The organism is Sphingopyxis selenitireducens, from assembly GCF_051550705.1.
Classification (GTDB): domain Bacteria; phylum Pseudomonadota; class Alphaproteobacteria; order Sphingomonadales; family Sphingomonadaceae; genus Sphingopyxis.
In genome coordinates this window covers 1,147,624-1,159,677 of record NZ_JBPULG010000001.1, presented here as the reverse complement: position 1 = coordinate 1,159,677, position 12,054 = coordinate 1,147,624, and the positions used below count along the sequence as shown (strand labels likewise).

Annotated in this window: 13 protein-coding genes; 9 read left to right on the top strand and 4 right to left on the bottom strand. The window is 64.7% G+C overall.

Annotated elements, in window-relative coordinates:
* The first annotated feature begins 1 nt into the window (after position 1).
* The 9 genes from flgG (at position 2) to ACSYDV_RS05295 (ending at position 8,111) form a co-directional block, all read left to right on the top strand.
* Positions 2 to 790, top strand: coding sequence for a flagellar basal-body rod protein FlgG (gene flgG, locus ACSYDV_RS05335; protein ID WP_438322693.1), 789 nt, complete (start codon positions 2 to 4; stop codon positions 788 to 790).
* The gene (locus ACSYDV_RS05330; RefSeq protein WP_438322692.1) at positions 771 to 1,439 is read left to right on the top strand and encodes a flagellar basal body L-ring protein FlgH; all 669 of its coding nucleotides are present in this window, start codon (positions 771 to 773) and stop codon (positions 1,437 to 1,439) included. The genes flgG and ACSYDV_RS05330 overlap by 20 nt, the downstream gene beginning before the upstream one ends.
* Before the next feature lie 16 nt (positions 1,440 to 1,455).
* Positions 1,456 to 2,562 carry a flagellar basal body P-ring protein FlgI gene (locus ACSYDV_RS05325; RefSeq protein WP_438322852.1) on the top strand — a complete coding sequence of 369 codons (1,107 nt, stop codon included), beginning with the start codon at positions 1,456 to 1,458 and terminating at the stop codon, positions 2,560 to 2,562.
* Positions 2,559 to 2,855, top strand: a complete 297-nt coding sequence (locus tag ACSYDV_RS05320) for a rod-binding protein (protein ID WP_438322691.1) — start codon at positions 2,559 to 2,561, stop codon at positions 2,853 to 2,855. The genes ACSYDV_RS05325 and ACSYDV_RS05320 overlap by 4 nt, the downstream gene beginning before the upstream one ends.
* Entirely contained in the window at positions 2,852 to 4,183 is a 1,332-nt protein-coding gene (gene flgK / locus ACSYDV_RS05315; protein ID WP_438322690.1) for a flagellar hook-associated protein FlgK, read from the top strand. Before ACSYDV_RS05320 ends, flgK begins: the two co-directional genes overlap by 4 nt.
* 13 nt (positions 4,184 to 4,196) lie before the next feature.
* On the top strand, positions 4,197 to 5,027 hold the full coding sequence (locus tag ACSYDV_RS05310) for a flagellin (RefSeq protein WP_438322689.1): 831 nt from the start codon (positions 4,197 to 4,199) through the stop codon (positions 5,025 to 5,027).
* Between the two features lie 103 nt (positions 5,028 to 5,130).
* Positions 5,131 to 5,994 carry a flagellar motor stator protein MotA gene (motA, locus tag ACSYDV_RS05305; RefSeq protein WP_438322688.1) on the top strand — a complete coding sequence of 288 codons (864 nt, stop codon included), beginning with the start codon at positions 5,131 to 5,133 and terminating at the stop codon, positions 5,992 to 5,994.
* Positions 5,994 to 6,857 carry a flagellar motor protein MotB gene (locus tag ACSYDV_RS05300; RefSeq protein ID WP_438322687.1) on the top strand — a complete coding sequence of 288 codons (864 nt, stop codon included), beginning with the start codon at positions 5,994 to 5,996 and terminating at the stop codon, positions 6,855 to 6,857. Before motA ends, ACSYDV_RS05300 begins: the two co-directional genes overlap by 1 nt.
* A gap of 162 nt (positions 6,858 to 7,019) precedes the next feature.
* A complete protein-coding gene (locus ACSYDV_RS05295) occupies positions 7,020 to 8,111 on the top strand; it encodes a sigma-54 interaction domain-containing protein (protein ID WP_438322686.1) in 1,092 nt (363 codons plus the stop codon).
* Positions 8,112 to 8,303: 192 nt separating this feature from the next.
* On the opposite strand, the gene ACSYDV_RS05290 is transcribed toward ACSYDV_RS05295, so the two are convergent.
* Genes ACSYDV_RS05290 through fliR form a run of 4 tightly spaced genes read right to left on the bottom strand, consistent with a single transcriptional unit; the run spans position 8,304 to position 12,054 of the window.
* Complete coding sequence (locus ACSYDV_RS05290; protein ID WP_438322685.1) at positions 8,304 to 8,693, bottom strand: flagellar export chaperone FliS; 390 nt, start codon at positions 8,691 to 8,693, stop codon at positions 8,304 to 8,306.
* A gap of 11 nt (positions 8,694 to 8,704) precedes the next feature.
* Positions 8,705 to 10,078 (bottom strand): flagellar filament capping protein FliD, encoded by a 1,374-nt coding sequence (gene fliD / locus ACSYDV_RS05285; protein ID WP_438322684.1) that lies wholly within the window; start codon positions 10,076 to 10,078, stop codon positions 8,705 to 8,707.
* Between the two features lie 53 nt (positions 10,079 to 10,131).
* Positions 10,132 to 11,271, bottom strand: a complete 1,140-nt coding sequence (locus tag ACSYDV_RS05280; RefSeq protein ID WP_438322683.1) for an EscU/YscU/HrcU family type III secretion system export apparatus switch protein — start codon at positions 11,269 to 11,271, stop codon at positions 10,132 to 10,134.
* Positions 11,272 to 11,274: 3 nt separating this feature from the next.
* Positions 11,275 to 12,054, bottom strand: a complete 780-nt coding sequence (gene fliR / locus ACSYDV_RS05275) for a flagellar biosynthetic protein FliR (protein ID WP_438322682.1) — start codon at positions 12,052 to 12,054, stop codon at positions 11,275 to 11,277.

Genomic DNA, 12,054 nt, shown 5'->3' with positions numbered 1-12,054 from the left:
CATGAGCTTCGGTGCCTTGCACGTCGCGCGAACCGGTCTGGATGCCCAGGGCTTCCGGATGCAGGTGATCGCCAACAACCTCGCCAACGTGAACACGACGGGCTTCAAGCGCGACCGCGCCAGCTTTGAAACGCTGAGCTATCAGATGATGACCGCGCCGGGCGCGCCGTCGTCGGCCGAGAATCGCTATGCGACCGGGCTCAACCTCGGTACCGGTGTGTCGCTCGGCGGCACCGCGCGGATCGATACGCAGGGAACCTTTGCGACGACCGGCAATCCGCTCGACATCGCGATCGACGGCGCCGGCTATTTTCAGGTCGAACTCCCCGACGGCCGTACCGGCTATACCCGCGCCGGCAATTTCAGCCGATCGCCCGACGGCACGATTGTGACCTCCGACGGCAAGCCGCTGACCCCCGCGATCCAGATTCCCGACGATGCCACCGGCATTTCGATCGGCGCCGACGGCACCGTTTCGGCGAGTGTGCCGGGGCAGAATGAAGCCACCGAGCTTGGCCGGATCGAAATTGCGCGCTTCCCCAATGCGGGCGGGCTGCAGGCGATCGGCGGCAATATGCTCGTGGAAACCTCTGCCTCCGGCGCGCCGCAGGTCGGCGCTGCCGATATGGAAGGCCGTGGCAGCCTGCGCGGCGGAATGCTGGAAGGATCGAACGTCAATGTCGTCGAGGAACTCGTCGACATGATCGAAACCCAGCGTGCCTATGAGGTCAATTCGAAGATGATCCAGGCCACCGATGAAATGATGAAAAATGCCGCGCAGACGCTCTGATCTTGCAGGGCTGCTGATGCTGTCCGTCGCGCTGGCCCCATTGGGGGCGAGCGCGAAGGACGCGCCGGCGCCCGACGCCTTTGCCGCGACGATGCCGATGCCTTCGGCGCCGCTGCCGGCCAATGGCTCGATCTTCCAGGGCGGCTACACGCCGCTCACTTCGGGGGGGCGTGCGGGGCAGGTCGGCGATATCATCACCATCCAGCTTGTCGAGCGCACCGCCGCGACCAAGAGCAATGCCGCGGGCACCCAGCGCGACGGCAGCGTCGGCCTGACGCCGCCCGCGACCGGCCCGTTATCGCTGTTCAACCCCAGCGATATCGGGATGGGCGGCGGCCAGCAGTTCAAGGGCAAGGGCGACGCCTCGCAATCGAATGCCCTGTCGGGTGAAGTCAGCGTGACCGTTGCACAAGTCTATCCCAACGGCACGATGCTGGTGCGCGGCGAAAAGCTGCTGACGCTCAATCGCGGCGACGAGCGGGTCCAGATTTCGGGTCTCGTTCGCGCGATCGACATCAGCCCCGACAACCGCGTCCTGTCGACCCGCGTCGCCAACGCCAACATTCGTTACGTCGGCAAGGGCGAGATCGCACGTGCCAGCCAGCAAGGCTGGCTCCAGCGTTTCTTCGCGATCATCAGCCCGTTCTGAAGAGGATTATAACGTGATCAAGCGTTCCACCCTGTTCGCGCTTCTGGCGCTGCTGTTCGCCAGCCTTGGCTTTGCGGCGCCGGCCTCGGCCGAGCGTATCAAGGATATGGGCCAGTTCCAGGGCCTGCGTGCTAACCAGCTCACCGGCTATGGCATCGTGGTCGGCCTTGCCGGTACCGGTGACGACAGCCTCGACTATTCGACGCTCGGGATGAAGGGCGCGGTATCGCGCTTTGGCCTGACCTTGCCCGCCGGGGTCAATCCCGCGCTCAAAAATGCTGCGGCGGTGATGATTACCGCCGAGCTGCCGCCCTTCGCCAAGCCCGGTCAGCGTCTTGACGTCACCGTGTCAGCGATCGGCAAGGCGAAAAGCCTGCGCGGCGGTACGCTCGTCCTCGCGCCGCTTTATGGCGCCGATGGGCAGATTTACGCGATGGTGCAGGGCAATCTCGTCATCGGTGGTCTCGGCATCGATAGTGCCGATGGATCGAAGCTGACGGTCAATGTGCCGTCGAGCGGCCGGATCGCCGGCGGTGCGACGATCGAGCGCGCGGTCGATACCGGCTTTGCGACCGGCGACTGGTTGACCTTCAACCTCCACCAGTTCGATGCCACCAATGCCAAGCGCGTGACCGATGCCATCAACCTCGCGATCCCCGGCAGCGCATCGATGATCGACGGCGCCAGCATCGCGATCCGGACCACGGGCAATGGCGACACGCGCATGCGGTTGATGTCGCAGATCGAAAATCTGGGCGTCCAGCGCGCCGAACCGCCTGCGAAGGTGATCGTCAACGCGCGTACCGGAACGGTCGTGATCAACGGCGCGGTCCGCGTCGGCACCGCTGCGGTGACGCAGGGCAAGCTATCGGTGTCGATCAAGGAATCGCCGATGGTCGTCCAGCCCGCTCCCTTCAGTCGCGGTCAGACCGCGGTCGAACAGTCGAGCGAGATCGAAGTGACGGAGGATTACCGTCCGGTGATGCTCGTCAAGCCCACGGCGTCGCTGTCCGAACTGGTCGATGCCATCAACCGCATGGGTGTTCCTCCCGGTGACCTTGTCGCCATCCTCGAGGCGCTGAGCCAGGCCGGCGCCCTGACCGCAGAATTGGTAATCATATGACGACCCCCATTTCTTCTTCCATATCCGCGACGGCGCCCGTGGCGGGTGCGGGCGGCGGCGATGCCGGCCTTCGCAAGGCGGCCGAAGCGTTCGAGGCCGTGATCCTGCGCCAGATGATGGCATCGATGCGTCAGGCCAAACTTGGCGACGATGTCTTCGGATCGAGCGCAACCGACAATTTTCGCGAAATGGCGGATGCGCGGACCGCCGACAGCATCGCGGCGATGCGCCAGTTCGGCATCGCCGACATGGTCGACCGCCAATTCCGCGGTCTCGCTGGAGGTAAGCCATGAGCGATCTTCTCAGCATCGGCTATAGCGGGCTCAAGGCGTATTCGCGTGCGTTGTCGACCGTCGGCGACAATATCGCCAACGCTCAGACCCCCGGATATGCGCGCCGCCGGCTCGAATTGATGGAAGCACTGGCGGGCGGCGACACCACGCTGACGCGCAGCAGCATCCGGCCCGGCGGGGTCGAGATCCGCGGCATTGACCGGTCGGTCGACGCTTGGTTGATCGAAGATTCGCGGATTTCGTTCGGCGGCGCCGAACGCTCGGCGACGCGGCTCGACTGGATGAACAAGGTCGAAGGCGCACTCAGCGACGACACCAACGGCATCAAGACCGGGCTGACCAAGCTCTTCACCACCGCCGATCTGCTCACCGCTGATCCGTCGAACCAGACGCTGCGGACGCAATTTCTGCAGGCCGCCGACGATGTCGCCTCGGGCTTTCGCACGGCGGCGGGCCAGTTATCGGATATGGCCGAGGGGGTGTCGGGCGCGGCGGAGAGCGAGGTCGACCAGTTCAACACCAATCTTCAGGCGCTCGAACAAATTAATATCGGCCTCCGCAAAGCGCGCCCGGGGTCGAGCAACGAGGCGAGTTTGCTCGATGAGCGGGATCGTCTCCTCGACCGTCTCTCGGCGCAGGGCGGGGTCAAGGCGACCTTCGACGAACGCGGCGCGGCGACGCTCCGCGTCAGCGGATCGGGCGACCTGCTCGTTGGCGGCGGCGTCGTGACGCCAATTACGGTCACCACCGCGGCCGATGGCCGCCTGTCTTATGCGGTTGGCGGCGGTGCGCCTTTCACCACCACGACCGGCTCTTTGGCGGGTCTGGCCGAGGCGGCGAGCCATATCGCCGATCAGCGCGCCGGGCTTGACGCCATGGCGACGCAGTTTGCGAACCAGATCAACGCGGCGCATCAGGGCGGGCTGGATGCGGCGGGCAATCCCGGCGCAGCCTTGTTCACCGGCACCGGCGGCGCAGCATCGCTGACCGTGGCGCCGCTGACCGCCAGTCAGGTCGCCGCCGCCGATGCGACATCGGTGAACGGCAATATGCTGGCGTTCGGCGCATTGCGCGGAGCGAATGATCCCGAGGCGCGCTGGTCGGGCCATCTGGCGACGCAGGCGCAGGCGACCGCGTCGGCGCGGGCGCAGGATGCCGCCGCGGCGACGCGCGCCGATGCATCGGCGGCAGCGCGCGATTCGGTCAGTCAGGTCGATCTCGACAAGGAAGCGGCCGAACTTCTCCGTTTCCAGCAAGCCTATCAGGCGGCGGCGCGAACCATCCAGGTCGCGCGCGAAACCATGCAAACCCTGCTCAACTCGATCTAGAAAGGCGAAGACCATGATTAATGCCGTGGGCAATCGCATGACGCGTGAAATTGCGCGTCAGCAGAAACTCGCCACCCAGCTTGAGCGCACGATGGTGCAGATATCGAGCGGCAAACTGATCCAGCGCATGTCAGACGATCCGGTCGCCGCGCGTCGTATCGCGACGATCGGCAAGACGCAGGCGAGCATGAAGACCTGGTCGACCAACATCAAATCGGCCGAGGCGCTCGTCTCGCAGGCCGATGGCGTGCTGAAATCGACCGGCAATATGCTGGTCCGCGCGCGCGAACTGATGTTGTCCGCGACCAGCGATTCGGTGAATCCCGCCGACCGCGTGACGATCGCCGCCGAACTGAATGCGATCGCTGCCGAGATCGACGGCCTTGCGGCGACGCGCGATTCGAATGGCGAGCCGCTGTTTTCGGCAGGCAGCGCCAGGGTCGTGCGCTTTGATTCCGATGTCAGCTTTGCGCCGGTGCCTTCGGCGGGCGACGCCTTTGTGATGGGCGGCAACAGCCTGTCGACGGGGCTGCGCGATGCCGCTGCCGCGCTCGCCGCGGGTGACAAGGCCGCGATGGGTGCGTCGCTCACCACGCTCAACGCCGCGATCGGCCATGTCGCCGACCAGAATGCTGCGCTCGGCCTTTCGGCGGGGCGGCTCGAGCGGATTGGCGACGGGCTGGAGAGCCGCGGCATTGCGCTGGCGGACGAGCGTTCGGCCGTTGAGGACACGAATTTGTCGGTCGCGATCGCGCAGCTCAATGCGCAGGATTTAACGCTGAACGCCGCGCAGGCGGCCTTTGCCAAGATCAACCGGCAGAGTTTGTTCGATCTTTTGAACTGATCGACTCAAGTTCGCGGCATCGCTGCCGTTAAGTATCAAGACGCATCTGAATTTTGCGGGCCCCGGTTCCAGGAACCGGGCGCCCGAATGGAGTTGACCCTGCATGTTTCCCGTTGTCGGCATCATCGTACTGATCCTGCTGGTTTTCGGGGGGTTCGCGCTGACCGGGGGCAATCTTGGCCCCGTCATGCACGCGCTGCCCCACGAAATGCTGATCATCGGCGGCGCCGCGATCGGTTCGCTGATCATCGGAAATTCGGGCGCTGACCTGAAAGCGCTCGGCGGCGGTCTTGCCAAAGTGTTCAAGGGGCCGAAATACAAGAAGCAGGACTATCTCGATTGCATCCTGCTTGTATCGACGCTGATGAAGATGATGCGTACCGACGGCCCGGTTGCGGTCGAGCCGCATATCGAAGATCCGAGCAATTCGACGATCTTCCAGCAATATCCGAAATTGCTCAAGGACAATACGCTCATCCACCTGATCTGCGATACGCTGCGCCTCGTCGTCGTATCATCCGGCACCCTTGACCCGCATGCGGTCGAAGAGGTGATGGACAGCGCGCTCAAGAGTCATCACCATCATTCGATGAAGCCGGCCGAGGGTTTGCAGAGCCTCGCTGACGCTCTGCCGGCACTGGGCATCGTCGCCGCCGTGCTTGGCGTCGTGAAGACGATGGGTTCGATCGACAAGCCGCCGGCGATCCTCGGCGGCATGATCGGGTCGGCACTCGTCGGCACGTTCCTCGGCGTGCTTCTCGCCTATGGCCTGGTGGGTCCGTTTGCGACACGCGCCAAGGCGGTGATCGAAAGCGACAACGCCATCTATCACACGGTAAAGCAGCTGATCATCGCTTCTCTCCACGGCCATCCGCAGCCGCTGGTGATCGAGGCGGCGCGATCGGGCGTCGACCATGTCAACCAGCCGAGCTTTGCTGAAGTGTTCGACGGAATGAGAGGCCGCTGATGGCCGCGCGTCCCAACATGCCGCGGCCGATCATCGTCAAGAAGATCGTTCAGGAAGCGCACGGCGGCCACCACGGCGGCGCGTGGAAGGTGGCCTATGCCGACTTCGTCACCGCTATGATGGCTTTCTTTCTTTTGATGTGGCTGCTCGGCGCGACAGACGAGAAGCAGCGCAAGGCGCTCGCCGACTATTTCGCGCCCACGATCGTCCAGACCAAGACCGACAGTGCCGGTTCAACCGGCATGTTCGGCGGTGACTCGCTGGTTGCGGCCGACAAATATCCCCATGGCGCCGCGCAGACCGGGACGCGCTCGATGACCATCCCCCGCGATGCGGTGGGTGGACCGAGGGAGGCGTCGGGGCGCGAGCGCGTGAAGGAAAATTTGCGCTTCCGGCAGCTCGCCCAGTCGCTGGTTGACCGCGTGCAAGCCAAGGCCGACCTCAAGCGGCTGGCACCCAATTTGCGCTTTACCGAAACCGCCGAAGGCCTGCGGATCGATATTATCGATGACGCCGATTTTTCGATGTTCGCGATCGGCACCAGTCAGCTGACTGCCGACGGCGCGCGCCTGTTTCGCGAGATAGCTGTGCCGATCTCCGCAGCTCCCAACCAGCTGATGATCCGCGGCCACACCGATTCAGCGCCTTGGTCGGCAAAAGCCGGAACCAACAATTGGCGGCTGTCGGTCGACCGCGCGGAAGTGACACGCAACTTCCTCGAGTATCGCGGCATCACCTCAAGCCGCTTTTCGCGGATCGAAGGGGTCGCCGATCGCGAGCCCTATGTCCCAGCCGACCGATTCGATCCGCGCAACCGCCGCATATCGATCACGCTGGGCTGGGGTGATGGTGGCGGGAATTAGTGCCAATTTGGCAGTAAATGCAGCCCTGACAACGATGTTCAGCGGCTATTACTGCCAGATTGGTAATAATCCTTTGTTTTGAATGAGTTAGATTTCCGCGAATAATCTTTTGTTTACCAATTTCGTCAATCTCAGGGACATCGAAAGACGCCCGGGGGGGCGATGGAGACCAAGATGATCGAGGGCGGGCATAACAACGCAATGACGGCGCTTGAGTCGCTGATTATCGGGCACAGCCCGGCGGCGCAGCATCTGCGCGAGATGATCCGGCGTGTCGCGCGCTCCAACGCCTCGGTCATGCTCTGCGGTCCGTCGGGCTCGGGCAAGGAACTGGTCGCTCGTGCGATCCACGACGAGGGCGTCCGTTCGGGCAAGCCCTTTGCCGCGATCAACTGCGGCGCCATTCCCGGCGAGCTCATCGAATCCGAATTGTTCGGCCATGAAAAAGGCTCCTTCACCGGCGCCACGGCCCGTCGCCTCGGCCATTTCGAGGCGAGCGAGGGCGGCACCATCTTTCTCGACGAAATCGGCGACATGCGTTTCGACATGCAGGTCAAGCTGCTCCGCGTGCTCGAAGACCGGACGATCGTCCGCGTCGGCAGCAGCGAAGTGCGCGGCGTCGATGTTCGTGTCATCTCGGCGACGCACCAGGATCTGGATGGCGCGATCGCCGACGGAAAATTCCGTGAAGATCTGTTCTTCCGGCTCGGCGTGGTTGTGCTGCAGGTCCCCAGCCTTGCCAGCCGCGTCGAGGATATTCCCGCACTGATCCGCCATTTCCAGCGCAAGATGCCTGCCGACGCAAAATGCCGTTTCGACGATGCCGCAATGGCGTTGCTGATGCAGCATCGCTGGCCCGGCAACGTCCGCGAACTGCGCAATTTCGTCGAACGCGCCAGCGTGTTGCATGGCGGCGAGACGCTTGGCGCCGATGATGTCGCGATGCTTTTGAACCCTACCGCCGCTTTCGCCCCGCGCTACGCCGTGCCCATCAGCCTGGTCCCGACGCCGACGGCTGCGAACGAAATGGCCGCTCCGGCTGCCGCGCATGCCAAGGCGCCTGCGCCGACGCCGGCGCCGGGTCGCCCGATCGACCTGAAGCGCGAGATCGAGACGATCGAACTCGAACAGATCCACGTCGCGCTCGACCTCGCCGACGGCATTATTTCCGAAGCCGCGCGGCTGCTGACGCTGAAGCGCACGACGCTGATCGAAAAGATGCGCAAATATGGGGTTCACCAGCAGGCCGCCTGACCGGCGCTGCTTTAGAGTTTCAGCACCCGCTGAAAATGGGGGCTCTGGTCCGCCCCTATCGCCCGGCCGCCCAACCCCACTGGGTGGCCGGGTAACCAGCGGGACATTTCCTGCCTTACCCGAACGCCATCGGCCCGCGCTGCCATTTCGATGCAGTGCGGGCCGATGGATTTTATCTGTGCGGGATGCGCCTTAGCTCAATTGCCGCCAGGCCGAACTGATGGTCAATATGCCCTCCAGCAGATCGGCCAGTGCCTCTTCGCTGTTTGCGGCTACCGCCTCGTCGAGTTTGCGGCGCATGCTGCGATAGACGCGCGACAGGGCCCCTGCCACATCGCCCCCCGCGTCATGATCCAGTCCAGCATCAAGCCCGATCAGGATCGCGCGTGCGCGGTGCGCCGGATCGGTTGCCGAGATGCGCTGTCCCTGGCGCACCATCGCGCCCAGTACGCCAATCGCGGTCTCCAGCTCGTCATAGAGCATCGTCACCAGCTCGACGGGGCTGGCGGTCGCCGCACGGCTTTCGTGCTGCAATCGGCGATAAAGCCCGGTCGCCCGGACAGTTGAAGCGGTAGCTGCCACGGTCAGGGCCCTTAGTCGTTACGCGAGTTGGTCCAGAGTTTGATCTGCTGCTCGAGATAGGTTTGCGTCGCCTTGATCGTCGCGAGCCGCGCTTCGAGCGAACCATATTGTTTCTCGAGCCGCTTGCGATAGGCGTCCTCGCGCACCTCGATCTTCTCGAGCGTTTCGGTCAGCGTTTCGCGGCTTTCGGTCAGCGATTTCGACACGCGATCAATGACCCCGTCGGTGGCAACTGCCTTGTCGCGGATCGCATCGAGGGCGAAGGCAATGCCGGGATCGGTCGCCTCGGTGTGGGTCGCGTCGCGACGCGGATTGAACAGCGCTTCGACCGCACCCGCGTCGGAGGCAAGCACCGCGTCCAGCTTTTTGCTGTCGATCGCGAGAGTGCCTTCCTTCGTCGTCGAAATGCCGATGTCGGTCAGCTTGTTGATGGTGCCGTGGCTCGAGAGCACTTTGCTGACCAAAGCAGCGAGTTCGCGCTCCAGCTCCTGCAAGGATTTGGTCGGTCCGGACATTTTGGACGCGGATTCGAGGCTCTTTTTCATCTGGTTATAGACCGAGACGAAATCGCCGACCGTCTGCTTGATCATGTCGAGCGGGCGGCTGGCGCCAATGTCGACCGGCTGGCCGGGGGCCGCCTTTTTCAACGTCAGCGACATGCCGGGAACGACGTCGTCGACGATATTGCTCGTGCGGCTGAACGCCACGCCGTCGATGGTGAATTCGGCGTTGGCGGCGCTTTGCCCCAGGGTCATGCCGCCGCCGGGGCCATAGCCAAGCGCCGCAAGTCCGGGCTCTGCGCCGGCGTCGGCCGTCAGGGTGAAGGCGTTCGCCTCGCCCGACGCGCCTTTCAGGATCATGCGATGTCCGCCTTCGTCGGCGATGATCGACGCGGTCACGCCGCTGCCGCTGGCGTTGATCGCCTTGGCCAGTCCGTCGAGGCTGTTGTTCGCGGCGTCGATGGTGATGGTTTTGGCGACGCCCCCGACTGTCAGCGTCATCGTGCCGGTACCGATCGCCGCGGTGCGGTCGGCAACCACGCCGGTATAGGCGCTCTGCGCGCGCGCGAGCTGGTTGACCACGACGGTCGCGGCAAAGCTGTCGGCATGGATGCCGGCGCGAGCGGTCGCGCCGAGAATGCTGTCGTCGGACACGGTCGGCGTGCTGCGGAGCGTGCCGTCGGCAACCATCTGGCTCAGCGAATCGGCAAAGCCGTCGAGATCCGATCGTGCCTGTGCGACCGCGCTGATCCGCGCCTGATTTTGTTGTGCCAGCGTGTTGATGCGCGCGACCTTGGGCGCGCGCGACGCGTTGGACAGGTCGGTGACCAGCTGTTTGATGTCGATCCCGGAACCGGCGCCGAGGCTGTTGATGATTGAGCTCATGGTAAATTCCTTCGCACCTCTTAACGGCAGCGCGAGGACGGCATTAAGCGGATTTAGCTTTGACGACGCCCGTCGGGGTCGAAGCGGTGCGATGCGGGCACATCGACGCTGGGCGGGGGCGTCCCGTCGGCGACCGCGCGTTCGAGCCGGAAGACGAAAGCGAGCACCGTCGCCACCGCGACGAACAATTCTTCGGGGATCACGCGCCCGGCGCGGGCGGTAAAATAGATCGCGCGGGCGAGCTGCGGATATTCGAGAATCGGGACATCGACCGTGCGTGCGAGTTCGCGGATCGCCAGCGCGACATCGCCGCGCCCGCGCGCGACGACGACCGGCGCGGCGTCGACCCCCGGACGATAGCGCAGGGCGACCGAGAAATGGGCGGGGTTGGTCAGGATGACGGTGGCGTCCGACACCGCTTTGCGCGCCGACCCGCTCATCATCTCATGCGCGCGCTGGCGCTGGGCCTGTTTGAGTTCGGGCGCGCCGTCGGACTGGCGCATCTCTTCCTTGATTTCCTGCTTGCTCATCATCAGCCGCTTGTTGCGCTGGAACCATTGTACCGGCACGTCGATCAGCGCGATGACGACCAGTCCGCCGGACAGGGTGAGCATCGCATGGCCGAGCGCCTGTCCGGCGAGGCCGATCGCGGAGGTGAGGTCGCTTGCCGCCATCGACATGATCGCGGGCAGGCTGCGTGCGACGAGCCAATAGCCGATCAGGCCGAGCAGAAGGACCTTGGCAATCGCCTTGCCGAGTTCGGCGAGGCCCTGCGTCCCGAACATGCGCTTCAGCCCGGTCAGAGGGTTGAGGCGGTTGCCCTTGAACGCCAGCGCCTTGCCGCGCCAGCCGAAGGATCCGAGCAAGGCCGGCCCCGCGATCGCGGCGCCCAGCGCCAGCGCGAAAAGGCTGCCGAGCGGCAGCAAAATCTCGACCCCGTTGCGCAGCAAGGCCTCGGCCGGGGCGAAGTCGGCGACGTCGGCGGCGGTCAGCGTCAGCCCGCGGCGCAGCAGATCGCCCGCCGACTGGACGAACCAGCCGCCCGCGGCGATGATCCATCCTGCCGCGGCGAGCATCATCAGCGCGGTCGCGAGTTCGCGCGACATCAGTACATCGCCCTCGCGCGCGGAATCGGCGCGCTTCTTGGGTGTCGCCTGTTCGGTTTTCTGGTCTTTTTCGGTCTGGCCCGCCATGGCTCAGCCGCCGGCGATCCGGCGCGCGGCGTCGAGCGCGTCCGACAATATGCGCGCGATCGCCTCCGCCATCACCGGCGTCCCGATGGCGAGCAAGACGACGCCCGCCAGCAGGGTCGCAGGGATGCCGACCGCGAACAGGTTGAGCGCCGGGGCCGAACGGCCGATCACGCCCATGATGATCTGGACCATGATCAGGACGAAGCCGACGGGCAGCGCGATCGTCAGCCCGGCGGCGAACATCAGGCTGCCGAAGCGCAAGATCCCGCCGATCGCCTCGAAAGACAGGCCGCCGCCGCCGGGAGGCAGCGCGCTATAGCTTTCGACGATGATATCGATCAGCAGCAAATGGCCGTCGGCGGCGAGGAAGAGCGCGGTCGCGAGCATCGACAGGAATTGGCCGATTGCCGAGCTCATCTGCCCGCTCATCGGATCGGCCATCGCGGCGAAGCCAAGCCCCATCGCGTTGCTGATCGCCTCGCCGCCGAGCAAGGCGGCCGCCAGCCCCATTTGCAGCACGAAGCCGATGCCAAGCCCGATCATCACCTCGCCGATGATGAACAACAGTCCGGGGACCGATACAATGCCTTCCGCCGGCAGAGCCATCCCGGATGCCGCAACCGCGGGCACGCCGACCGCGAGCGCGATGACGAGGCGCAGCTGCACCGGCACATTGGAGGCGCCAAACACCGGCGCCGCGAGAAAGGCAGCGCCGGGGCGGATCATCCCCAGCATCCACAGCTGAAGCATCGCCTCGACATTCGGGATGTCGGCGGGATTCAT